Source organism: Pseudomonas sp. MDT1-16, assembly GCF_054898115.1.
The window spans coordinates 3,123,085-3,145,128 of sequence record NZ_CM142717.1; the positions used below are offsets into that span (position 1 = coordinate 3,123,085).

Annotated in this window: 22 protein-coding genes; 8 read left to right on the forward strand and 14 right to left on the reverse strand. The window is 58.0% G+C overall.

Going from position 1 to position 22,044, the window contains the following annotated elements; genetic code table 11:
* Positions 1-216: 216 nt before the first annotated feature.
* Positions 217-1,542 carry a sigma-54 dependent transcriptional regulator gene (locus ACYZT3_RS14215; protein WP_282379394.1) on the forward strand — a complete coding sequence of 442 codons (1,326 nt, stop codon included), beginning with the start codon at positions 217-219 and terminating at the stop codon, positions 1,540-1,542.
* Positions 1,543-1,711: 169 nt separating this feature from the next.
* On the opposite strand, the gene ACYZT3_RS14220 is transcribed toward ACYZT3_RS14215, so the two are convergent.
* The 9 genes from ACYZT3_RS14220 to ACYZT3_RS14260 form a co-directional block, all read right to left on the reverse strand.
* A complete protein-coding gene (locus ACYZT3_RS14220) occupies positions 1,712-2,992 on the reverse strand; it encodes a coiled-coil domain-containing protein (protein WP_282379392.1) in 1,281 nt (426 codons plus the stop codon).
* Between the two features lie 46 nt (positions 2,993-3,038).
* Positions 3,039-3,779: a hypothetical protein gene (locus ACYZT3_RS14225; RefSeq protein ID WP_462030131.1), complete on the reverse strand. Its 741-nt coding sequence runs from the start codon at positions 3,777-3,779 to the stop codon at positions 3,039-3,041.
* 34 nt (positions 3,780-3,813) lie between these two features.
* Positions 3,814-4,494, reverse strand: coding sequence for a C39 family peptidase (locus tag ACYZT3_RS14230; RefSeq protein WP_282379388.1), 681 nt, complete (start codon positions 4,492-4,494; stop codon positions 3,814-3,816).
* A 63-nt stretch (positions 4,495-4,557) separates the two neighbouring features.
* Positions 4,558-6,006 (reverse strand): heme utilization protein, encoded by a 1,449-nt coding sequence (locus ACYZT3_RS14235; RefSeq protein ID WP_282379387.1) that lies wholly within the window; start codon positions 6,004-6,006, stop codon positions 4,558-4,560.
* 51 nt (positions 6,007-6,057) lie between these two features.
* Positions 6,058-6,630 (reverse strand): adhesin, encoded by a 573-nt coding sequence (locus ACYZT3_RS14240; protein ID WP_462030132.1) that lies wholly within the window; start codon positions 6,628-6,630, stop codon positions 6,058-6,060.
* A 1-nt stretch (position 6,631) separates the two neighbouring features.
* Positions 6,632-7,069 carry a hypothetical protein gene (locus ACYZT3_RS14245; RefSeq protein WP_282379385.1) on the reverse strand — a complete coding sequence of 146 codons (438 nt, stop codon included), beginning with the start codon at positions 7,067-7,069 and terminating at the stop codon, positions 6,632-6,634.
* Positions 7,070-7,400: 331 nt separating this feature from the next.
* The gene (locus tag ACYZT3_RS14250) at positions 7,401-7,925 is read right to left on the reverse strand and encodes an AAA family ATPase (RefSeq protein WP_282379571.1); all 525 of its coding nucleotides are present in this window, start codon (positions 7,923-7,925) and stop codon (positions 7,401-7,403) included.
* Positions 7,922-8,485: a nicotinamide riboside transporter PnuC gene (gene pnuC / locus ACYZT3_RS14255; RefSeq protein WP_282379383.1), complete on the reverse strand. Its 564-nt coding sequence runs from the start codon at positions 8,483-8,485 to the stop codon at positions 7,922-7,924. The genes ACYZT3_RS14250 and pnuC overlap by 4 nt, the downstream gene beginning before the upstream one ends.
* Before the next feature lie 122 nt (positions 8,486-8,607).
* A complete protein-coding gene (locus tag ACYZT3_RS14260) occupies positions 8,608-10,242 on the reverse strand; it encodes a methyl-accepting chemotaxis protein (RefSeq protein ID WP_282379381.1) in 1,635 nt (544 codons plus the stop codon).
* 290 nt (positions 10,243-10,532) lie between these two features.
* Here ACYZT3_RS14260 and ACYZT3_RS14265 point away from each other — a divergent pair, with 290 nt between their 5' ends.
* Together ACYZT3_RS14265 and ACYZT3_RS14270 are read left to right on the forward strand one after the other, a co-directional pair.
* Positions 10,533-11,363 carry an undecaprenyl-diphosphate phosphatase gene (locus ACYZT3_RS14265; protein ID WP_282379378.1) on the forward strand — a complete coding sequence of 277 codons (831 nt, stop codon included), beginning with the start codon at positions 10,533-10,535 and terminating at the stop codon, positions 11,361-11,363.
* Entirely contained in the window at positions 11,360-11,788 is a 429-nt protein-coding gene (locus ACYZT3_RS14270) for a DUF1294 domain-containing protein (RefSeq protein ID WP_462030133.1), read from the forward strand. Before ACYZT3_RS14265 ends, ACYZT3_RS14270 begins: the two co-directional genes overlap by 4 nt.
* Here the strand turns inward: ACYZT3_RS14270 and ACYZT3_RS14275 are convergent.
* Positions 11,785-12,144 (reverse strand): MmcQ/YjbR family DNA-binding protein, encoded by a 360-nt coding sequence (locus ACYZT3_RS14275; protein ID WP_282379374.1) that lies wholly within the window; start codon positions 12,142-12,144, stop codon positions 11,785-11,787. The two genes, ACYZT3_RS14270 and ACYZT3_RS14275, sit on opposite strands and share 4 nt — an antisense overlap.
* Positions 12,141-13,049, reverse strand: a complete 909-nt coding sequence (locus ACYZT3_RS14280; RefSeq protein ID WP_462030134.1) for a LysR substrate-binding domain-containing protein — start codon at positions 13,047-13,049, stop codon at positions 12,141-12,143. The genes ACYZT3_RS14275 and ACYZT3_RS14280 overlap by 4 nt, the downstream gene beginning before the upstream one ends.
* 128 nt (positions 13,050-13,177) lie before the next feature.
* Here ACYZT3_RS14280 and ACYZT3_RS14285 point away from each other — a divergent pair, with 128 nt between their 5' ends.
* Entirely contained in the window at positions 13,178-13,789 is a 612-nt protein-coding gene (locus tag ACYZT3_RS14285; protein ID WP_282379370.1) for an FMN-dependent NADH-azoreductase, read from the forward strand.
* A 168-nt stretch (positions 13,790-13,957) separates the two neighbouring features.
* Positions 13,958-14,995, forward strand: coding sequence for an alpha/beta hydrolase family protein (locus ACYZT3_RS14290; protein WP_282379368.1), 1,038 nt, complete (start codon positions 13,958-13,960; stop codon positions 14,993-14,995).
* Here ACYZT3_RS14290 and ACYZT3_RS14295 read toward each other — a convergent pair whose 3' ends face one another.
* Together ACYZT3_RS14295 and ACYZT3_RS14300 are read right to left on the reverse strand one after the other, a co-directional pair.
* Entirely contained in the window at positions 14,996-16,186 is a 1,191-nt protein-coding gene (locus tag ACYZT3_RS14295) for an MFS transporter (RefSeq protein WP_282379366.1), read from the reverse strand. It abuts the gene before it with no gap.
* Positions 16,187-16,333: 147 nt separating this feature from the next.
* Positions 16,334-17,923: an ABC-F family ATPase gene (locus tag ACYZT3_RS14300; RefSeq protein WP_282379364.1), complete on the reverse strand. Its 1,590-nt coding sequence runs from the start codon at positions 17,921-17,923 to the stop codon at positions 16,334-16,336.
* A 401-nt stretch (positions 17,924-18,324) separates the two neighbouring features.
* Here ACYZT3_RS14300 and lpxO point away from each other — a divergent pair, with 401 nt between their 5' ends.
* The gene (gene lpxO / locus ACYZT3_RS14305) at positions 18,325-19,224 is read left to right on the forward strand and encodes a lipid A hydroxylase LpxO (RefSeq protein WP_282379362.1); all 900 of its coding nucleotides are present in this window, start codon (positions 18,325-18,327) and stop codon (positions 19,222-19,224) included.
* Positions 19,225-19,355: 131 nt separating this feature from the next.
* Here the strand turns inward: lpxO and ku are convergent, their stop codons facing one another.
* Positions 19,356-20,222, reverse strand: a complete 867-nt coding sequence (ku, locus tag ACYZT3_RS14310; RefSeq protein WP_462030135.1) for a non-homologous end joining protein Ku — start codon at positions 20,220-20,222, stop codon at positions 19,356-19,358.
* A gap of 203 nt (positions 20,223-20,425) precedes the next feature.
* Here ku and ACYZT3_RS14315 point away from each other — a divergent pair, with 203 nt between their 5' ends.
* Positions 20,426-20,782, forward strand: a complete 357-nt coding sequence (locus tag ACYZT3_RS14315; RefSeq protein ID WP_282379357.1) for a hypothetical protein — start codon at positions 20,426-20,428, stop codon at positions 20,780-20,782.
* Positions 20,783-20,833: 51 nt separating this feature from the next.
* Positions 20,834-21,985 carry a PQQ-dependent sugar dehydrogenase gene (locus tag ACYZT3_RS14320; RefSeq protein WP_462030136.1) on the forward strand — a complete coding sequence of 384 codons (1,152 nt, stop codon included), beginning with the start codon at positions 20,834-20,836 and terminating at the stop codon, positions 21,983-21,985.
* Positions 21,986-22,044: the final 59 nt, after the last annotated feature.

Genomic DNA, 22,044 nt, shown 5'->3' on the forward strand with positions numbered 1-22,044 from the left:
TCTTTCTTGTCCTCGGGAATGAGGCTCGCTTTGAAAGCGCAATGTAAGGAAACACTCGTCAGGTAGCTGGAAAAACCGCTTCTTATAACTCAATACGCAGCAGGCCTATAGTCAAACGGTACAAGCTCCCGTCAAATTCTTGCTAATGTTACAGCCAGATCCGCCAAATGACTGTTTTTAATAAAAATTCCTAAAGTTTGGCGCCAAGGAACTTTCATGAACGAAGCGCCTGCCTTACGACGTTTATTAGTGGTGGATCCCTGCGACGACTGCCATCGTCTGTTACCGGGATTACGCTCCGTAGGTTGGGACGTTGACAGCTGTTCGCTGGAAAACGCCGCCGACCGGGCCTGTGACGTGGGTTTGTTACGTTTGCAGCCCTGTCATCTCGATCACCCGGATGCCGTCAAAGAGGTGATCAGCCGCAGCGGTACCGAGTGGATCGCCGTGCTCAACCAGGAAGTCCTGCGGCTACAGAACGTCGGGGACTTTGTCTGCGAGTGGTTTTTCGATTTTCATACGTTGCCGTTCGATGTCTCCAGGGTCCAGGTCACACTGGGTCGGGCCTTTGGCATGGCGCGCCTGCGCGGGCAGGGCACGGTTCATATCGATCAGCCCGAGCACGAACTGCTGGGCGACAGCAAGCCTATACGCGAACTGCGCAAGCTATTAAGCAAACTGGCGCCCACCGAGTCGCCGGTGTTGATTCGCGGCGAAAGCGGGACAGGTAAAGAACTGGTCGCCCGCACGCTGCATCGACAATCCCTGCGCCACAGTAAACCCTTTGTCGCGATCAACTGCGGGGCTATTCCCGAGCACCTGATCCAGTCCGAACTGTTCGGCCACGAGAAGGGTGCCTTTACTGGCGCCCATCAACGCAAGGTCGGACGGATCGAAGCGGCCAACGGCGGCACGCTGTTTCTCGACGAGATCGGTGATCTGCCCCTGGAGCTGCAGGCGAACCTGTTGCGTTTCCTCCAGGAAAAACACATCGAGCGGGTGGGCGGCAGTCAGCCGATTCCCGTGGATGTGCGGGTGTTGGCCGCGACCCATGTCGATCTTGAGGCCGCGATCGAGAAGAAACGCTTTCGCGAAGATCTGTATTATCGCCTGAACGTGTTGCAGGTCGCGACCGCGCCCCTGCGTGAGCGCAATGGCGATCTGTCGATGCTGGCCAACCATTTTTCCCATTTCTACAGCCATGAAACCGGCCGCCGTCCGCGCAGCTTCAGTGAAGACGCCTTGATTGCCATGGGCAAGCATGACTGGCCGGGCAATGTTCGCGAGCTGGCCAACCGGGTACGTCGCGGGTTGGTACTGGCCGAAGGCCGGCAGATCGAAGCGCGAGACCTGGGGCTGATCAGCCATCAGGCCCTTGCCGCGCCGATGGGCACGCTGGAAGACTACAAGCACCGGGCAGAGCGCCAGGCCTTATGCGATGTACTTAACCGCCACAGCGATAATTTGAGCATCGCCGCCAGGGTGCTGGGGATATCCAGGCCTACCTTCTACCGTTTGTTGCACAAGCATCAGATACGTTGAGCGATTGCAGACCCGTAGGAGCGAGCGGTGCGGCGATCCGACTTGCCCGCGAAGAACGCTACGCGGTTTAACTGAATCACCGCGCTATCGTTCTTCGCGGGCAAGCCTCGCTCCTACAGAATCAACAAAAAAACCCGCCGAAAAAGCGGGCTTTTTCGTGGGGTCCGGATTAGAAGTAGTACGGGAATTTCAGGCTGAAGGAAAAGTCTGGCGAGTCGTCGGTCAGGCCGATGGCCAGGTTGGGAACGATCGTCAGGTTATCGGTTGCTGCCAGGGTCATGCCGATGTTGAAGTTGGCCGAGTTGTAATCGCTGTTGGAAATCGATTGCCAATCACCACCGTCCGGCTTGATCTTGCTCTTGCGGGCGAACTGATCGGTGAATGAGAACGACATACTCATCTTCTCGTTCAAGGCGAATGCAATGCCGGCGCCAACCTGCCAGGAATTGCCCAGTTTCACGTCCCCGGGCACCTTGGAGTTGATCTGAGGGCTGATGTCGCTGAAAGAGTCTTCCATGTTGTAGGTGTAGGCCAGGCTGCCGAACAGCACGGCCGGGTCGAAGGTCTTGACCAGCGAGATACCCGGGGTGATCGACCAGACACCATTGCCGGTAGGCAAGTCCTCGGGTACCGAGAGGTTATCGTTGTTTGGGTCATTGACCAGCTTGATGCCGTAAGGGTCTTTACCGGTCGGCGCCTTGACGCGCAGTGTAACGACCGCGTCGGGCAGGTTGGCCGACTCATCCAGAAACTTGTAAGCAACGCCAACGTTCACATCGCCGATGGTCGGGTCGCGGGTAACGGTTGCGTCCGACGTCACCGGGCCCGCGCCACCGGCGCCACCGGAGGAATACGTTGATTCGCGATAAACCACGGGGACGTTAATATCGAACTGCCAGCGTTGTGCCACGTTGTAGCGGGCGGTCAGGTCCAGGGTCCAGTTATCCGCCTTGATACGGTCGAGGTTGATGTTACCGAGGAAAATCGAGTCCAGTGCCAGGAAGCCATTGAGCGTCAGCGCACGGGTATCGTAGTGCGTGTAGGTCAGGCCGGTTTCGAGGCTGAACTTGCCGCCACCGAAGAAGCCGCTGGCTTCGTCATACAGGTTGGAAACGCTTTGCGCAGGCTCCGAATCATCCTTGAGCGATTGGCCGTATGAACTGCCTGTGGTTCCCGGCGCACCGGCGGCCACCGTCTGGCCACCCTTGGTCGTTTCGGCGGGGGATTTGGTCAGGCGTTTGGGAGCAGGTGTCGCAGGTGTTTCTTCGACTTGGCGAACGCGTTGCTCGAGTACCATCAGCGCGTTCTGTTGTGCTTCGTAACGCTGTTTCAACTCCATGAGTTCTTGTTTTAGTATTTCGACCTGGGGGTCCGGTGCTGCGTATAGCAGTGTGACCGGGGCCAGGCTACTCAAACAAACGATAGCTCTGAACGTTAACGATCGGTGCATGGGTTAGCCGTCCCTTCTGATTACATCTGATGAGACTGAGCGTAGATCAGAATCCGAGAGTGCGAAGGCCTTTGAGCTGGTCCAGGTTGCCGTTCAGCGACCCGGCTGTCGGCACGTTGTCACGCAGCACGACATTGAAGGACGTGAGGTTGCTGACCTGGTTGCCACCGCCGAGCAACGTCGTGTTCTGCATCAGCCCACCCTGGGCCAGGCGTTGTACGGTACTGCCCTGGTTGTTGTTGGCCACGATGTTGAGTTGCACACCAGCACCGGTCGAGGAAATGCTCAGCGAGCCCGCGCCGTTGGCGCCGACCATCGTCTCGCCTGCGGCCAATGCCTGGCCCTGCTGTTGCGTTGCTGGCGCTTGGTTAGCCTTTGTGACGTTGATATCAACGTTGTTGTAGGCAGCGTTATGGTCGCCGGCAACACGCACGACTTGAGTGACGCCTTCGGTGCTGTTGAGGCCGCTGCCGCCAGTGACGGTACCGGTGCCTTGCGAACGCGCTGAGCCATTACCTTTTTCGTTGATTATCGACACATAGAACTGTGGCTTGATGGTCGATTGTTGAATGTGCATCGAGGAAGTTGCCCCGATCACTTCACCGTTGGCATTTTGCCAAGTGCTGGTCATGACAATGCCGAAACTGATGATCCGTCCCGGCATGACATAGCGGCCTCGCAGGGTCGCCAATTCCTGATCATTCAGCTCAATGGGTTTGAACGTCTGTGCAGGGGTCGGCAGGCTGGCGGCCAGGCAAACCACGGCCAGCCAGATTGGAGTCTTCATTGGAATGCTCCCGGAGCGTCGTGCTCCCTTGTTATTAGAAGAAGTCGCTTTGGATGAATCCGAAATCCATCAACTCTGCGTCTTGCACCGGGCTGAAGGTGTTGATGCGGTTCTTGGCGGTCAGTGGCAGGGGTGGGTCGAGCAACGCATTGGTTTTGTCGTAGCCTTGGCCGATGACGGCAAAGATGATGCCGTTCCAGCCTTTGACAAAGTCGTCGACTTTGTAACGTTTATGACCGAGTACCGGATCTCCGATATAGACCCAGCCCTTATCGACTCTTTGCATGACCACAAAATGTTTGTAGCCACGGATATCCAAGAGGACCACAACCGGAATTCTGATTTCGCTCAACGTTTCCGGCGCTACCCGGTAGCCACGGGCCCGCATGCCGATACTTTCCACGTAACGCTTCATGTCGAGCATGGAGAAGCCCTGGACGCGGACAAGATCCTGGTCGGAGTGTGACAGCATGCCTTCGATGATTTGTTCTTCGTTTACGTCCAGCCAATAGGCCTGGCGCAATACGGTCGCCAGCGCAGCTGCGCCGCAACTGAAGTCGGTTTTCTGTTGCACCAGGTCGGAAAACTTGCGCTCACGCACGCTTTGGATCGGCTTGAACACCACCGCGCCACCCGGCAGGACGGAAAGCGGTATTTGTGCAGCCTCGCTCACACTGGTCACACAAAGCAAAAATGCCAAGGCGATAATGCGCATAGTGGGATGCCTTCTGGTTGTGTTGAAAAAAGGCCCCCATAAGGGGGCCTCCAGAGACAGCAATTAGAACGATTGGTTGGCAATGGCCAGCGAGTTGCTTTGTTGGTTACCCACACCGGCAGCCACGTTGACGCCCAGGTTGCCACTGCCACCATTCACCGAACCGCTCAGGGTTGCAGTGTTGGTCACAGGGTTAGCCCAGCCAGTTGGAGTCAGCACTTGATAGGAATAGGTGTTGCTCAAATCAAATGAACTGCTCTCACTGAAGCTTCCCGCTTTTGCGAACTCGGATTCGGACGATTGACTGGCCGATTTTTCGAACGAGGAGGCGTTCGATTTCTCGAACGACTTATCGAACGATTTTTCGAACGAGGAATTGCGCGATTTGTCGTACGAGGATTCATGCGATTTGTCGTACGAGGAGTCGCGAGAAATGTCGAACGAGGATTCGCGCGATTTTTCGAACGATTTGTCTACCGCTACGTCAAGCGTTGCGTCAAGCGATGCGCTAAGCGATGACTCGGAACTCCTGCTGCGGGTGCGATCGCCAAAGCCATTGTTGACGGTAGTGGAACTGGAAGCCGCCTTATCAATGTCCAAAGTAGCGCCCAAGGAAGCGCTCAAGGATGCACTCGAAGAACCGCTCGCAGAACTGCTGTTGGAACCGCTCGCAGAACTGCTATTGGAACCGCTCGCAGCGCTGCTGTTGGAACCACTCGCATTGCTGGCGGAAGAACCGCTTACATCAATGCTTAGGGAACCGCTGCTATTAGAGCTGTTGGAACCGGCCGCGGCCCAGCTCGAAGAAGCGCTTTCACTGCCGCTAACCTCGAATGACTTATCTTTAGAGAAACTACCGCTGGCCGTGTTGGTAACCGTAATCGTATCCACACGGTACGTCCGATCGGCGTTGTTATTCACTGTCAGGCCAGGACCGTTTTGATTGGCAGAGGCGGTGGCTCTTGCGCTACCCAGCGGGGAGTTGGAGTTGGCAATTGCCATGGTGTTTTTCTGTTGGTTAAGGTCGCCGCCAGCAATGTTGATCCCCATATTGCCGTTGCTGCCATCGGCCGATCCGCTCATAACGGCAGAGTTTGTGGTGCCGTGGTTGTAGACCTTGTTGTTGTTGCTGTGTTGCTGGACTCTAGCGCTGGCGTTGGCATGGCCGAACACGAAGCTGTTATCGAGACTGGAGTCGGAGCCAGCGTTTGCGATGGCGGCCGCGTTGTCTTGTTGGTTGCCCGCGCCTGCTGCCACGTTGATGCCGACGTTGCCGCTCGAACCTGAGCCAGAGCTGCTCATCTCGGCTGAGTTCTGAGTCCCTTCGTTGTAGATGCGGTTGCCGGTACTGTTCTGCCTATCGCTCGCATTGGCAGTCGCGTCGGTTTGGATCCATATTGGACGAGGGGTGTGGTTGCCACCACGTCGATCGTTCTGACCAGCTTGTGCAGCAACAGCCAATACCGCGGCGATTGCAAAAACCAGAGGCTTTATTGCCATCGAAGGTTTCATGGTGATTCTCCGTACTTATTTTAGGTTAAGTGTTGTACCTACCTGTTTGGGTCAATCCATGACCCGTACGCTCAGGGTGTTGGCAGTTCGGTTTCCCACCCCGGCGCTCTGATTCAACTGGATCACCCCACGGCTACCGGTGAAGGCCTGATCGCTGGTAGCGACCTGGCGATAGCCTGGTGCAGAGTCAGTTGGATCGGAGTTGGTGATCAGCGTCACGTTCTGTTGCCTGAGGACGCTGTCGTCGATACTTTGCGGCTGAGCACTGACGCTGATACGCAGTGCGTTGGCTTGCTGGTTGCTGGCGCCCGCGCTCTGGTTGACGCCCAGTACGCCGTTGCCGTGGCTGAAGGAATCGCCTTGAATGCTGGAATGGGCATCGATCCTGGGGTCGACCCGCGTCCGCAACCGTTGGCGAATCTGTGTGGTCGCGCTGGCTCCATGGCCAATGGCGATGGCCCGGGCGTTGGCCTGTTGCTGTTGATCGCCCGCAGCCTGGTTGACCGTGAGGTTGCCGTGGTACTGCATGCCCGAACTGTCGATTTCGGCGTTATTGATGACGGGAGGTTGGGCAAAGGTCGTTGCACTGCAAAACATGGCGATAATCAGCAGCGTACGATTCATCTTAACGGTCTCCCGTTATGACTTTCAGAGCACCCAGGCCTTGCTGGATGTTTGAATTGACCATGTTGGCAATACCGTTACCCGAATTTCCCGAACGTCCAGCGGGGAGGTTGGAAAGCTGGGTCTGGTTGGTGATATTGCCGCCCAGGTTGTTGGAACCTTGAGCGACCAGGCGGGAGATGCCTGCACCACTGGCGACGTTGGCAAAGTCACCGTCGCTCAACTCGTTCGTTTGGCTGAGGATGTGTTTGGACGGGTTGGCATTGGCGGTCGTGGGGTTAGGGTCGGGCATTACCGGCGGACGGGTTGCCATGCGCGGTTGGACATCACGTTTGATAATGATAATGCCGTTATCAGCCTGTACAGGCAGGCAAACACTTGAGCCCAGTGCGCATCCGATCAGCAGGAGGCTATAGATTTTTTTATCAAATTTCCCCACAGCGGCAATTCCTTCTGTAAGTGGAACGCTGGCCCTTATCAGCGTTACGAGGAAGAGAGCAGAAGGTGTGCCGGTTTTTGTTTTTCTTTTAAAAACAGTTGATTGGCGTTAATTGTCGAGGTAGTCAAAAAATTTTTGTAACGCCACTGATACAGAGCCGCGCAAAACCGTCGTCCATGCTGGCGGCATTGCTCGCTAGGGGCGTTGAAGGCAGGTTGTATCAGTGGCTTAACATTTTTTTGCTGGAGTGCTCGGGCCGCTTTAGCTCGCGGGTTTTCGCAGGGGAGGGTGTTTCAGGAATGGACATTTGCGGCAGGGCGGGGTACCCCTGTCAGGCCTTGAGCAAGCGCGTCACAGCTTCGAAGGCCACGTCCTTGCGCTGTTTCCAATCACCTTGCAGCACCTGGCAAGGCTGGCGGTGCAGGTCAAGCCATTGGCGGCTGGCCTGGAAAAACGCCTGGCGTTCTGCCAGTTGCGGTTGGCAACGCTGCCCGTCGTCATGCCAGGCCACGGTTTCAGGGCTCAGCAGCAAATGCAGGTCGTAGTGCCGTGCCAGCAATGCTTGCTCGATCCACGTCGGGCAAGCGCCAAACAAAGTGCGACTCCAAAGGATATTGCTTAAGAGGTGCGTATCGAGAATCAACAGTGACGGTTGTTTGGCGCGTGCTTCATCTTCCCAATTCAGTTGGCCATGCGCTATGGATGTAATGTCTTCATAGCAGGTTACGCGGGCTTCACTTTCGATGAAATGCCGAACGTACTCACCGACCAATATGCCGCCAAAATTGCCGTAAATCTCGCTCGAAAGCCAGCTTTTGCCGCTGGATTCCGGCCCTGCCAGCACCAACACCTTCATGGGCACAGCAGCGGATCGCTGCGCCATGTGCGCCAGCCTTTAATGGCCAGCAGGGTGAACAGACCATACAGGGCAGCAGTCAGGTACATTCCCTTGTACAGGAACAGGCCGACGAAAATACAGTCCAGGACGATCCACAGCGGCCAGCACTGCACGCGTTTTTGCGCCATCCATAATTGCGCCACCAGGCTGAACCCCGTCAGCGCGGCATCGAGCCAGGGTTGGGCGGCATCGGTCCAGTTCGCCATAGCAGCACCCAACAACAAACTGCCGACCGCTCCAATGACCAGGCCGAAAGCGACCGATTTACCGTCGAGCAGGCTGACTTGCCGACCCTGCTGCGCATCCCCCGCACGCGTCCACTGCCACCAGCCATAGAGCTGCAACGCGGCGTAAATCACCTGCAGCAGCATGTCCGAGTACAGCTTCACCTCAAAAAAGATCCAGCTATAAAGCAGCACCATGACCAGGCCGATCGGCCAGCACCAGGGGTTCTGTTTGACCGTCAACCAAACGGCAATGACACCGAGGGTGGCGGCAAACAGTTCAAGCCCGGACATGGCGGTTCCTTGGGGGAAGTTTAAGAGGGGGGGCGGATTGTAACGGCAGACGCTACCGAGTAGAACCGGCGTGCGCTGTCCTTTGTAGCAGCTGCCGAGCTAGGCAACTGCCACAAAGGCGGTTACACCCGGAACTGCTTGAGCAGACCGTTCAACTGCTCACTCAATTCCTTCAGGTGAACGCTGGCCACGCTCGACTGTTCGGCCGCCAGCGCCGTGCTGTGGGACAAACCGGCTGCCTGGGTGACGTTCTGGTTGATGTCCTCGACCACATGCGCCTGTTGCAAGGTCGCGCTGGCGATGGAGGCGTTCAGCCCGTTGAGGTTGCGCAACGCCTGGCCAATGGCATTCAGGCTTGCACCGGCCAGACCGGCCTGCTCGATGGTCAACTGCGATGCACGGCTGCTGTCGCCGATCACTTTGACCGCCGCTTCGGAATGACTTTGCAGGCGCTCGATCATCGACTGGATCTCCGCTGTGGATTTCTGGGTGCGCTGGGCCAGCAGTCGCACTTCATCGGCCACCACCGCAAAACCGCGACCTTGCTCGCCAGCCCGGGCGGCTTCGATGGCCGCGTTGAGGGCCAGCAGGTTGGTTTGCTCGGCGATGGAGCGGATCACTTCGAGGACGCTGCCAATCTGCGTGCTTTCGGCGGCCAGGGTACGAATCACTTCCACCGCCTGATCGATGGTGGACGACAATTTGTCGATCTGTTGCAGGCTGCCATCGATATTGACCTGACCTTGCTGCGCCTGAGACTCGGCATCGCGCATTTCGCTGGCGGCGTGCTCGGCGTTTTTCGCAACATCGTGCACGCCATACGTCACTTCATTGATGGCAGTGGCCACCAGTTCCATTTGCTGGGACTGTTGCTGGCTGCGTTGCTGGGCCTGGGCAGCGTCGTTGCCCAGTTCGCTGGACGACTGGCCCAGGGCACTGGCGGACACTTGCAGTTCTTTGATCACCAGTCGCAGCTTGGCGGTGAAGGCGTTGAAGTGCCGTGCCAGTTGCGTGACTTCATCCTGGCCATGGGTGTCGAGGCTGCGGGTCAGGTCGCTCTCGCCGCTGGCGATGTTAGCCATGGCGTTCACGGTTTCCTGCAGTGGACGCACGATGCTGCGGGCAATCAGGATCACCAGCAGCGCCATGATCAGGGCAATCACCAGCCCCACGAACGAGGCCTTCCAGACCTGGGCATAGAATTCGGCCTGCATGTCATCGATGTACACGCCCGAACCGATCACCCAACCCCAAGGCTCGAACAGTTTGACGTAGGACGTTTTTTCTACCGGCGCACTGGCCCCCGGTTTAGGCCAGCGATAGTCGATCGTGCCGGCACCCTTGCTCTTGGCGACGGCGACCATTTCGTTAAACAAGGCAAAACCATCCGGGTCGCGGATTGCCGAGAGGTTCTGGCCATCGAGCTTCGGGTTGGCCGGGTGCATGATCATCACCGGCGTCAGGTCATTGATCCAGAAGTAGTCATTCTGGTCATAGCGCAGACCGCGAACGGCTGTCAGTGCCTGCTTCTGCGCAGCATCGCGGGTGAGCGTGCCGGCGGTTTCGAGGTCGTGGTAATAGGTCAGAATGCCACTGGCGGTTTGCACCACATGCTGGGTTTTCTGAGCCTTGGCGTGGTACAGGTCATCGTGAATCTGCTTGAGCATCAAAACGCCCAACGTCATTAGCATCATCACGGCCACGATCAAGATGAGCCACAAACGTCGGCTGATCGACATACTGCGCAAGCTGTTCATAACGCTGCCACTCCGGTTTTTTTCTTGTAATAAATGATCGCCAGCATCCAACCACACTTTGCCTATCGGTCATATCCGACCCAAGTCCAATAACGCGGCAGCGTTAATCAGACTTGTCTGATAGGATTTCGGCCCCGCACGGAAAAACCTGAATCCAAGTTGATTTTTCACGGAATTTTTACGGTTTTGTCTGGATCCTGCGCGCGCGGCACTTCAGCTACGCTGATCGCAGTTAACGCTCTGACACCTATTAACGGGGCATGCTTTTGCGCATCGCCTTTGGGGGATTGATGGATCTTTGGACCGCCTTGCAGGCATTGATTTTAGGCGTTGTAGAAGGGCTGACGGAGTTTTTGCCCATTTCCAGTACCGGTCACCAAATCATCGTGGCGGACTTGCTCAACTTCGGTGGCGAGAGGGCCATTGCGTTCAACATCATTATTCAGCTGGGGGCGATTCTGGCGGTGGTGTGGGAGTTTCGCCGCAAGATATTCGATGTGGTTATCGGTTTGCCGACGCAGCCGAGCGCTCGACGCTTTACCGCGAACCTGCTGATCGCCTTCCTGCCAGCCGTGGTATTGGGGGTGATTTTCGCTGATCTGATCCACGAGTATCTGTTCAACCCGATCACCGTGGCCACGGCGTTGGTCGTGGGCGGTATCGTCATGCTGTGGGCTGAGAAGCGTCAGCATGAAGTGCATGCCCACACCGTCGACGAAATCACCTGGAAAGACGCGCTGAAAGTTGGTTTTGCCCAGTGCCTGGCAATGATTCCCGGGACCTCGCGCTCCGGCTCGACGATCATTGGCGGTTTGCTGTTCGGCTTGTCGCGCAAGACCGCCACCGAGTTTTCTTTCTTCCTGGCGATGCCGACCATGGTCGGCGCGGCGGTGTACTCAGGCTACAAGTATCGCGACCTGTTCGTTCCGGCTGATTTTCCGGTGTTCGCGATCGGTTTCGTGACGGCGTTCATCTTCGCGATGATTGCCGTCAGAGCCTTGCTCGTGTTCATCGGCAGCCACAGCTATGCGGCGTTTGCCTGGTATCGCATCGCGTTCGGCCTGGTCATCCTGGCCACCTGGCAGTTCGGCTGGATCGACTGGACCGCGGTTAAGCCATGAATGATGGCAGCTCGCGCAACAAGCCCGGACGCAAGCCTGGAGGAGAGATCCAGCAACCACGGCTGAAACTGCTGGTGTTCGCGGTGCTGTGCGCGCTGCCGCTGTTCGGCGCGATGTCGTTGTGGCTGCGCGGGGTTTCGGTAATTCCCCTGGCGGCGTACGGGATCGTCAGCGTGCTGGCGTTCTTTCTGTACTGGAGCGACAAGCGCAAGGCGCGTGCCGACCATTGGCGCACGCCGGAAAACGTGCTGCATGCGGTGGAACTCGCCGGCGGCTGGCCGGGCGCCTTGCTGGCACAGCAGCTGTTTCGGCACAAGACGCGCAAAGTGTCGTTTCAGCTGATCTTCTGGGTGATCGTGCTGCTGCACCAAGTGTTCTGGATCGATCAATTGTTCATGGGGGCCAATCTGCTGGCGCTGTTTTAAAGCAGCAGTCCGACCTGGGTACGCTTGGGCAACTTGCTCACCACCAATTGATGGGAACGCTGCAACAAGCCTTGCAGCTCTTCAGGGCCCAACGGGTAGGGCGTTTCCATGATGATCCACTGAGCTCGCGCCAGATACGGCGCCGGGCGGATTCCCGGGCGGTCGCAATGACCGAGAAACACGTCCTTGTCGACCTTGAAGGCCAGGGAGTCGCCCCGCAGATTCTGCAAGGCGAACATCTTGTTCCCCGCAATCGAAAACACCCGCACGCCACCCCACTTGTAATCTTCCCGCGCACCCGGCAGTGCGAGACAGAATTGCACGACGTCCTCTTCGCTCATACGTCCAGCCTTCATATCAGTTGGTCCCCACAGGCATTGAATGATTCGATCAAATGGTCGAGCCAGGCGCGTACGGCCGGCATCACCCCGCGCCGATGAGGGTAGACCGCTTGCAGCCAGCCGCCAGGCAACGACCAATCGGGCAGCAACTGCACCAGCGAGCCGTTTTCCAGTTCCTGCTCGCAATACATCATCGGCAGCATGGTAAAACCCTGGCCGGCGAGGGTGCAGGCCTTGCGCACGATAAAGTCATCGATGCCCAATCGCGCTTCGAGGCTCAACTCAAAGCTTTTACCCTGTTGGTTGAGCATGCGTATATGCACCATGCGGTCGGCTTCCAGGGCGCCGAGCACGGGCAGGTTTTTCAGGTCTTCGGGGTGGTTGATTTCACGTCCGTGCAAGAACGCGGGGCTGGCGACCATCGCCATCTGTGCCTGGCGCAAACGTCGAGTGACCAGCAGCGGATCCTCATCGCCCAACTCACGCACCCGCAGCGCGACATCGACGCCCTCGGTCACCAGGTCGACGCGGCGATTGAGCAGCATGACTTCCAGTTGAACCTGAGGAAACTTTTCAAGGAAATCGCTAATCACTGTCGGCAGAATTTGGTGGGCCAGCCCGACGGGGCAGGACACCCGCAAACGCCCGCGAGGTTCGCTGGACATGCTGGCAACGGCTTCATCCGCCATCTCGGCTTCCAGCAGCATCGCCTGACAGTGCCGCAGATAACGTTCACCCACGGCAGTCAGCTTCAGTTGTCGAGTGGTGCGTTGCAGCAGGCGCGCACCCAGACGTTCTTCCAGCTCGGCGATGCGCCGTGATAATCGCGACTTGGGAATCCCGAGCAAACGTCCGGCCGCAGCGAAGCCACCGGCTTCAACCACCTTGGCGAAGTAGTAAAGATCATTGAGGTCTTGCATAGTTGAACTCGATTGTTCTATCAGTGGGACGAACTATCGCATTGTTGCGGTCTAATCATCTATTGGTTTCGCCTGTAGGATTCACTCCATCAGATCGCCGCGTAGCGATCCTTACCTGGAGATCCCACATGAAACTGCTGCATATCGATTCGAGCATTCTTGGTGACAACTCGGCTTCCCGTCAGCTGAGCAGCGAAGTCGTTAAAGCCTGGCAAACGGCCGCGCCGGCTGCCGTGGTGACCTACCGCGACCTGGCCGCCGATGCGATCAGCCATTTTTCCGCCACCACCCTGGTTGCCGCCGGTACTACCGCTGAATTGCGCAACGCCGCCCAGCAGCACGAAGCCGAGCTGAGCGCCTCGACGCTGGCCGAATTCCTCGCCGCCGATGCCGTGGTGATTGCAGCCCCGATGTACAACTTCACTATCCCGACACAACTCAAAGCCTGGATCGACCGCATCGCCGTTGCCGGTCAGACCTTCCGTTACACCGAAGCCGGCCCTGAAGGCCTGTGCGGCGGCAAGAAAGTCGTGATCGTATCGACTGCCGGTGGTCTGCATGCCGGTCAAGCGACGGGTGTTGCTCACGAAGATTACTTGAAACTGCTGTTCGGCTTCCTCGGTATCACGGACATCGAGTTCGTCCGTGCCCATGGCCTTGCTTACGGTGACGATGTCCGCACCAAAGCCATGAGCGACGCTCACACGCAAATCAGCGAGCAGTTGTTCGCCGCGGCGTAAGGCTGATGTAAAGAAAATCAAACAGCTCGGGCAATACCCAGAAAACTCTGTATTCTGATCACGCAAGTGCCAGAAGCGGAGTTTTTGTTTCTGGCTGTTTCATCGCCTGGCCCGGGTTATGCAGTCGAGGGTTACCGTCTCCGGTCAAGTAACAAGGTGGGGCATCCCATGGCGCGTCTTTGTGCAACGTTACTGATTTGCCTGCTCAGCAGCTTGAATTCAGTGCACGCCGCGCCTGCGCCGCATCCTCACTGGAGCGCCGGCTTCCATGAGATGAGCTTTCTCGACCCTCTGGACTTGCAGCCGATGCGCGCCATCGCCTTCTATCCCTCCATCGACAAGGAGCACTCCAGCAAAATAGAGGGCTACACGGTCGAAGCAGGCGAGGACACCCCAGTCGCCATCGGCCGTTTCCCGCTGCTGATGCTGTCCCACGGCAACACAGGAACCCCGCTGGCCTTGCACGACCTCGCCACATCGCTGGCCCGCAAAGGTTTTGTGGTGGTGGCGGTGATCCACCCCGGTGACAACTCCAAAGACCACAGCCGCCTCGGTACTTTGAGTAACCTTTACGGTCGGCCCATCCAGATTTCTGAAGCCATTACCGCGACGCTCGGCGATCGTATGCTCGCGCCCTTCGTCAATGCCAATCAGGTCGGTGTGATCGGCTATTCGGCGGGTGGGGAGACGGCGCTGATTCTGTCCGGCGCGACGCCAGACCTGGACCGCCTGCGCCGCTATTGCCAGGAGCGCCCGGACGACCGCGATGCCTGCAACACCCAAGGTGAATTGATTGTCGACCGTGATGACTTGCAACCGGTGGCTGACCCTCGGGTTCGCGCCTTGCTGCTAATGGCGCCGCTGAGCCTGAAGTTTGGCCGCCATACCCTGGCCGACGTACATGTGCCGGTGCTGCTATACAGCGGCGACGGCGACAAACTGGTGGCGTTCGACAAGAATGCCGCCGCCCTGGCGCGCAAACTGCCGATAGCACCGGACTTCAAGTTGCTGGCCGGGGCAGGGCACTTCGTGTTCATGGCGCCTTGCAACGAAGAGCAGATCATTGCCATGCCGGCGCTGTGCACCGATGCCGATGGCGTCGACCGCAAAGACATTCACCGCACCCTGGTGTCCGAAGCCGGACGTTTCTTCTCCCACGCTCTGGGCAAACCGAGCAGGGCCGGGATGCAGACTGCTGATCAGTAATCAGGCGCTCATCGCACGGCGTTTCAACAACAGTGTCAGGCCCAATCCTGCTACCGACAGCAACGCCGCGCTGAAGAAAATCCACGTATACCCCAGGTTCAACGCCACCGCGCCCATCAACGGCCCGGCAATCGCCAGCGCCAGATCGAAAAACACCGCGTAAGCACTCAGTCCCGCCCCGCGACTGGAGTTGGGCACTTGCTTGATCGCTTCGACCCCCAACGCCGGATAGACCAGCGACAGACCGAACCCGGTCAGGCCTGCGCCGATCAGCGCATAACCGGTCGAAGGCGCGAGCCACAGCAGCACCAAGCCCACTGTTTCAATGCTCATGCAGGCAATGGCTGAGGTAAATCCACCGAAACGGCTGATGCTGGAGATGAACAACAGCCGCGCCAGAATGAAACAGACGCCGAACACCGTCAGGCAATAGGCCGCGCCGACCCAGCCGCGGCTGACGTAATACAGGGTAATGAAGGTGGTCAAGGTGCCGTAGCCAATGGACGCGAGGCTCAGGCTCGCGCCGAACGGTGCAATACGCCCGAACACTGCCCAGAACGGCAGGCGCTCGCCGCGTATCACCGGCACCGAAGGCTTGTTGCGGATCAGCAACAACGCCGCCAGCGCCAGCACCGACAGCGCGATCCCAAGACTGGCGAATCCCAGCTCACCCACCATCACCACCCCCAGCGGCGCACCAATGGCGATGGCGCCGTAGGAGGCGATGCCGTTCCAGGAGATTGATCGCGCGGTATGTTCAGCGCCCACCTGACCCATGCACCAACTGATGGTGCCGACCCCGATCAAACCTTGAGCAATCCCCAGCAACAAGCGGCCAGCGATCAGGATCAACAGGCTCAGCAATGGAACGCTTTGCAGCAGCGTTGAAATCAACGTCAGCACGCCGCTCAACACAATCCCCGATAACCCGTAAACAATCGCTCGCTTGGTGCCGATGCTGTCCGACATACGCCCGGCCATCGGGCGGCTGAGCAGGGTGGCCAGGTATTGCGAGCCGATGGTCAGCCCCGCGATGATTGCGCTGAAACCCAGCTGTTCGTGGACATACCCCGGCAACACCGCAATCGGCAGGCCGATGCAGAGGAAGGCAATAAAGGTATAGAAGACGATGGAGACGATCTGCAGGGTGATCGCCGTGGAGCTTTGTGGTGGCAGTTGCTGCGCAGACATGAGGGCTCGTTCGCGGGCGGCGGTGGGAGAACTGCATCATGGCGGGGGCTGCAAATAAAAGGAAGCAGGCTAACTACTTTCTCAAGGTCGATCCGCGCATAAAAAAGCCCCGTCACCAGGACAGGGCTTTTCAGTTGCAGCAGACGCTTAGAAAACAACGCCTTGGCTACGCAGGTAGTCGTCATAGGTGCCGCTGAAGTCGATCACGCCGCTGGCGCTCAACTCGATGATGCGGGTGGCCAGGGACGATACGAACTCACGGTCGTGGCTGACGAAGATCAGCGTGCCCGGGTAGTTCTCCAGCGCCAGGTTCAACGCTTCGATGGATTCCATGTCCAAGTGGTTGGTCGGTTCGTCCATGATCAGCACGTTCGGCTTTTGCAGGATCAGCTTGCCGAACAGCATGCGACCTTGCTCACCACCGGAGATGACCTTGACCGACTTGAGAATCTCGTCGTTGGAGAACAGCATCCGGCCGAGGGTGCCGCGAACCAGTTGCTCGCCGCCCAGGGTCCATTGGCCCATCCAGTCGAACAGGTTGCAGTCGTCTTCGAAGTCGTGCGCGTGGTCCTGGGCGTAGTAGCCCAGTTCCGCGGCGTCGGTCCACTTCACGGTGCCGGCATCCGGGGTCAGTTCGTTGACCAGGGTGCGCAGCAGGGTGGTTTTGCCGATACCGTTCGGGCCGATGATCGCCACGCGCTCACCAGCTTCAACCTGGAAGCTGAAGTCCTTGAACAGCGGCTTGCCGTCGAAGCCTTTGGCCATGCGCTCGACGATGACCGCCTGGCGGTGCAGCTTCTTGGTTTGTTCGAAACGGATGAACGGGCTCACACGGCTCGAAGGCTTGACCTCGGCCAGCTGGATCTTGTCAATCGCCTTGGCGCGGGAAGTGGCCTGCTTGGCTTTCGAGGCGTTGGCCGAGAAACGGCTGACGAACGATTGCAGTTCCGAGATCTGCGCTTTCTTCTTGGCGTTGTCCGACAGCAGTTGCTCGCGGGATTGGGTCGCCACGGTCATGTATTCGTCGTAGTTGCCCGGGAACAGGCGCAGTTCGCCGTAATCCAGGTCAGCCATGTGGGTGCACACGCTGTTCAGGAAGTGACGGTCGTGAGAGATGATGATCATCAGGCTGGAGCGCTGGGTCAGAATGTTTTCCAGCCAGCGGATGGTGTTGATGTCCAGGTGGTTGGTCGGTTCGTCGAGCAACAGCACTTCAGGATCGGAGAACAGCGCCTGCGCCAGCAATACGCGCAGTTTCCAGCCTGGGGACACTTCGCTCATCGGGCCGAAGTGCTGCTCGATGCCGATACCCAGGCCCAGCAACAGTTCGCCAGCACGGGATTCGGCGGTGTAGCCGTCCATTTCAGCGAACTCGGTTTCCAGTTCTGCCACGGCCATGCCGTCTTCTTCGGTCATTTCCGGCAGCGAGTAGATGCGGTCGCGCTCGGCCTTGACCTTCCACAGCTCTTCGTGGCCCATGATCACGGTGTCGAGCACGGTGAATTCTTCGTAGGCGAACTGGTCCTGGCGCAATTTACCCAGACGCACGTTCGGCTCCAGCATGACCTGGCCGCCGGATGGCTCGAGGTCGCCGCCGAGGATTTTCATGAAGGTCGACTTGCCGCAACCGTTGGCGCCGATCAGACCGTAGCGGTTGCCCGCGCCGAATTTGACCGAAACGTTTTCGAATAGCGGCTTGGCGCCGAACTGCATCGTGATGTTAGCTGTAGAGATCAAAGGTTTTTCCTGCGAAGCATTCAGAGTAGCTAGGGTTGCGGCAGTACCGATTCAGTACCCGTTTCCGGTATTCGAACCACAGGAATTGCATCCCGGTCAGAAGCGGAAGGTCCATCTGGCAATAAGTGGACAGCAGCATATGGAGCGCTTGGCCCGAGTCGACGTGCGCTGAGACGGGGTTCATTCCCGTCATCAACCAAGGGGGGCGCGTAATGTTTGGCGGCGATTGTACTGGTCTGGCTCTTTAAACGATAGGGTGTTAGGGCCGCACGGCCGCTTTGGCAGCATCAGCGGACAGATTTTTACCGTTGAAGGTTAACTATTGGTTACAAACTGTGGCTAGAATGCAGGCCCTTGGGCCGATGGGTCGGCAAGGGACGTTCTGACGTGTGACGAATTCTGTGAAACTGATCATTGCCGCTATTTACGTCGTATCCATTGCGTACGTCCACTTGCGCGGACGCGTGCGCCACAAGCTGGGCCGCCAACTGAGCGACCACTCAACGTTTCTGGCGCCGATCAACTGCTTCCTTTATCTGTTCTCGAAAATCCCCAACAAGCCTTATCTCAACCCGGCCGACTTCCCTGATTTGAGTCCGCTGCAGGACCATTGGGAAGAAATTCGCGCCGAGGGCCAGGACCTGCTCAAGGCCGGAGAGATCAAGCGCTCGAATCAATACGACGACGTCGGCTTCAACTCGTTCTTCAAGACTGGCTGGAAACGTTTCTACCTGAAGTGGTACGGCGACAGCCATCCTTCGGCCCTGAAACTCTGCCCGCGTACCACCGAACTGGTGCAAAGCATCGGCTCGATCAAAGCCGCGATGTTCGCCGAGTTGCCACCGGGTTCGAAACTGGTCCGTCACCGCGATCCTTATGCCGGTTCCTACCGTTATCACCTGGGCCTGGAAACACCGAACGATGCCGGTTGCTACATCAACGTCGATGGCGAGAACTACCACTGGCGCGACGGTGAAGCGGTCATGTTCGACGAGACCTTCATTCATTACGCCGAAAACGCCACCCAGCAGAACCGCATTATTCTGTTCTGTGACGTTGAGCGTCCGATGAAGTATCGCTGGGCGGCGGTGTTCAATGGCTGGTTCAGCCGAAACGTGATGTCGGCGGCAGGCGCGCCTAACGATGTGGGTGACAAGACTGGCGGTATCAACCGATTGTTTGCCAAAATCTACAAGATTCGCCTGCGCGGCAAGGCGCTGAAGAAGCGCAACCGCAAGCTCTATTACCTGGAGAAGTGGGCGATTTTCGGTGGCCTGTTGGCGATTATCGTTCTGATCTGAAGACGCCTTCGCTGGCAAGCCATGCTCCTACAGGGGGCGTGTGATCAACAGCGTTTGTTGTGAACAACACAAAACCCGTAGGAGCATGGCTTGCCCGCGAAGAGGCCATAAAACTCACCGCAACTCTTCAATCAACCGCTAGACCGTTTGGTAGCCTTCTTCGCTGTTGTTGCTTTGGCTGCCGGCTTACTCGGGGTTTTGCCCGCACTCTTGCCACCGAGGCTGCGTTTAAGCAGCTCGGTCAAATCAATAACATCCGCAGTTTTACGCTCCTCTTCGCCCGTCGCCGTTTCCACATCCTCGATCTTGCCTTCATTAGCCTTCCTCTCAACCAGCGCCATGATCTTGTCTTCAAAACTGTCGCGATAATCCTCTGGCTTCCAGTCGGCGCTCATGTCTTCAACCAGTCGTTTGGCCATGTCCAGTTCGCCCTTGGCCAGTTCGGGCTTGGTGACTTCACTGCCCAACTCTAGCGTATCCAGACTTCGCACTTCGGCAGGCCAGCGCAGCATCACCAGCACCATCGCCGACTCCAGTGGCATCAGCGCCGCCAGATGCTGGCGGGTATGCAAGACCACGTGGGCGAGGGCGACCTTATTGGTTTTGCTGAGGGTTTCGCGCAACAACGCATACACCTTGCCACCGCGTTTATCCGGCGCCAGGTAATACGGCGTATCGATGTTTTGCAGTGGGATCTGTTCGCTGTCGACAAAGGAAAAGATGTCGATGGTCTGAGTGGACAGTGGGTGCGCCGACTTGATTTCCTCTTCGCTGAGGACCACATACCGACCCTTTTCGTACTGCACACCTTTAACGATGTGTTCCTTGGTGACTTCCTTGCCGGTGACCTTGTTGACGCGCTTATAGCCCACCGGATCCATGCTGCGGCTGTCGAGCCAGTCGAAATCCACCCCTTGAGAAGACGTCGCCGAGACCAGCGCGACAGGGATATGCACCAGACCGAAACTGATTGCGCCTTTCCAGATTGCCCGTGCCATTGTCGTCTTCTCGCGAGTGATGTTCAGGTGACCGGTGACGCTGTGCAAAAGTTTCAGCGGGTGGCGGCCCGGTCCTGGGGGCGGATTGGCGGTGGGGTCAACTCGTGTTACATCTTGTGAAGGAGGTTTTAGTTAACAAATCCGAGCCTCGGGCGTAGCGTGCTAGCGAAGACCCTATCCACGCTGATGTCGAGAGGCTCCCCATGAACAGATTTGTGCTCGGCTGCACCGCGTTGGCGTTGAGTGGCGTGCTGAGCAATGTGGCCCAGGCTGACACCGCAGCGCCACCTTCTTCATTGCTGTTGGCCCAGAGCCCGACGGGCAACACCAGCAATCCTTACAACAGCCCGATCCGCCGGGCCAATCCCAACAGCATGCAAGGCACGCAACCCAGCGCGCCGGCCAACCGTGGGCCGAACACAGTGCCTGTGCCACGCCCCCCGACGCTTGACAATGGTGGCGTCGGCAACCGATATCCCCAAGACCGGCCGCCTCCCGCCACCCCACCGACATTCATCCCCAATCCACCTCATCGAGACGCAGACACCAGCAACCGTTGAACAACAGGACAGCGTTCTTTCAAGCCATTCGAACGACAAAAGGAATCGTGCATGTTGCGTAAGACCTTTCTGGCCACGCTGTGTGCCAGCGCACTGATCACCGCCACGGCACCCGTTTTCGCGGCGCCGACCCAGAATTTTAAAAGCGAACAGGGCACCCTTGAGGTGACGCCGATTACCAAGGGGCTCGAACATCCCTGGGCCTTGGCGTTTCTGCCCGATCGTCAAGGGATGCTGGTGACCGAACGGCCCGGCAACCTGCGGGTGGTCAGCGCCGACGGTAAACTTTCCACTCCTCTCAGTGGCGTACCAAAGGTCTGGGCCAAGGGCCAGGGCGGTCTGCTGGATGTGGTGTTGTCGCCTGACTTCAAGCAAGACCGCACGGTCTATCTGTCTTATGCCGAAGGTGGCGGTGAGGGCGACAAGGCCGGGACGGCGGTCGGTCGCGGACGTTTGTCTGACGACCTGACGGCCATCAAGGATTTCAAAGTGATCTTTCGCCAGGAGCCCAAGCTTTCGGTCGGTAACCACTTTGGTTCGCGCCTGGTGTTCGACCGCGACGGCTATCTGTTCATCACCCTTGGCGAGAACAACGACCGGCCGACTGCTCAGGACCTCGACAAGCTGCAAGGCAAGATCGTGCGGATTTATCCGGACGGCAAGGTGCCAGATGACAACCCCTTTGTCGGTCAGGCCGGCGTACGCCCGGAAATCTGGTCCTACGGCCAGCGCAATCCGCAAGGCGCGGCGCTCAATCCCTGGACCGGCACCCTCTGGGAAAACGAGCACGGTCCCCTGGGTGGCGACGAAATCAATATCATCGAGCGTGGCAAGAACTACGGCTGGCCGATGGCAACCCACGGTATCAACTATTCCGGCCAGCCGATTCCGGAAGCCAAGGGCAAATCCGCCGAAGGCGCCGTTGCACCGCACCATGTCTGGGAAAAGTCCCCCGGCCTCAGCGGCATGGTGTTCTACGATGCTGACCGCTTCAAGGCCTGGCAGCACAACGTGTTTATCGGCGCGCTGGTGAGTCAGGAGTTGATCCGCTTGCAGTTTGACGGCGACAAAGTGGTGCACGAAGAGCGTTTGCTCGGCGAACTCAACAAGCGCATTCGCGATGTGCGGCAAGGGCCGGACGGGTATTTGTATGTGTTGACCGATGAAGACGACGGGGCACTGTACAAGATCGGCCTCAAATAAACCCATACCCTGTAATTGGATGGACTCGCCCAAGCCGAGGCGTCAATTCTGTCAACTCG

What these genes read in the sequence shown, in the direction of transcription:
- ACYZT3_RS14215 (WP_282379394.1), top strand. Translation starts at nt 217, where the DNA reads ATGAACGAAGCGCCTGCCTTACGACGTTTATTAGTGGTGGATCCCTGC.
- ACYZT3_RS14220 (WP_282379392.1), bottom strand. Translation starts at nt 2,992, where the DNA reads ATGCACCGATCGTTAACGTTCAGAGCTATCGTTTGTTTGAGTAGCCTG.
- ACYZT3_RS14225 (WP_462030131.1), bottom strand. Translation starts at nt 3,779, where the DNA reads ATGAAGACTCCAATCTGGCTGGCCGTGGTTTGCCTGGCCGCCAGCCTG.
- ACYZT3_RS14230 (WP_282379388.1), bottom strand. Translation starts at nt 4,494, where the DNA reads ATGCGCATTATCGCCTTGGCATTTTTGCTTTGTGTGACCAGTGTGAGC.
- ACYZT3_RS14235 (WP_282379387.1), bottom strand. Translation starts at nt 6,006, where the DNA reads ATGAAACCTTCGATGGCAATAAAGCCTCTGGTTTTTGCAATCGCCGCG.
- ACYZT3_RS14240 (WP_462030132.1), bottom strand. Translation starts at nt 6,630, where the DNA reads ATGAATCGTACGCTGCTGATTATCGCCATGTTTTGCAGTGCAACGACC.
- ACYZT3_RS14250 (WP_282379571.1), bottom strand. Translation starts at nt 7,925, where the DNA reads ATGAAGGTGTTGGTGCTGGCAGGGCCGGAATCCAGCGGCAAAAGCTGG.
- pnuC (WP_282379383.1), bottom strand. Translation starts at nt 8,485, where the DNA reads ATGTCCGGGCTTGAACTGTTTGCCGCCACCCTCGGTGTCATTGCCGTT.
- ACYZT3_RS14260 (WP_282379381.1), bottom strand. Translation starts at nt 10,242, where the DNA reads ATGAACAGCTTGCGCAGTATGTCGATCAGCCGACGTTTGTGGCTCATC.
- ACYZT3_RS14265 (WP_282379378.1), top strand. Translation starts at nt 10,533, where the DNA reads ATGGATCTTTGGACCGCCTTGCAGGCATTGATTTTAGGCGTTGTAGAA.
- ACYZT3_RS14270 (WP_462030133.1), top strand. Translation starts at nt 11,360, where the DNA reads ATGAATGATGGCAGCTCGCGCAACAAGCCCGGACGCAAGCCTGGAGGA.
- ACYZT3_RS14275 (WP_282379374.1), bottom strand. Translation starts at nt 12,144, where the DNA reads ATGAAGGCTGGACGTATGAGCGAAGAGGACGTCGTGCAATTCTGTCTC.
- ACYZT3_RS14280 (WP_462030134.1), bottom strand. Translation starts at nt 13,049, where the DNA reads ATGCAAGACCTCAATGATCTTTACTACTTCGCCAAGGTGGTTGAAGCC.
- ACYZT3_RS14285 (WP_282379370.1), top strand. Translation starts at nt 13,178, where the DNA reads ATGAAACTGCTGCATATCGATTCGAGCATTCTTGGTGACAACTCGGCT.
- ACYZT3_RS14290 (WP_282379368.1), top strand. Translation starts at nt 13,958, where the DNA reads ATGGCGCGTCTTTGTGCAACGTTACTGATTTGCCTGCTCAGCAGCTTG.
- ACYZT3_RS14295 (WP_282379366.1), bottom strand. Translation starts at nt 16,186, where the DNA reads ATGTCTGCGCAGCAACTGCCACCACAAAGCTCCACGGCGATCACCCTG.
- ku (WP_462030135.1), bottom strand. Translation starts at nt 20,222, where the DNA reads ATGGCACGGGCAATCTGGAAAGGCGCAATCAGTTTCGGTCTGGTGCAT.
- ACYZT3_RS14315 (WP_282379357.1), top strand. Translation starts at nt 20,426, where the DNA reads ATGAACAGATTTGTGCTCGGCTGCACCGCGTTGGCGTTGAGTGGCGTG.
- ACYZT3_RS14320 (WP_462030136.1), top strand. Translation starts at nt 20,834, where the DNA reads ATGTTGCGTAAGACCTTTCTGGCCACGCTGTGTGCCAGCGCACTGATC.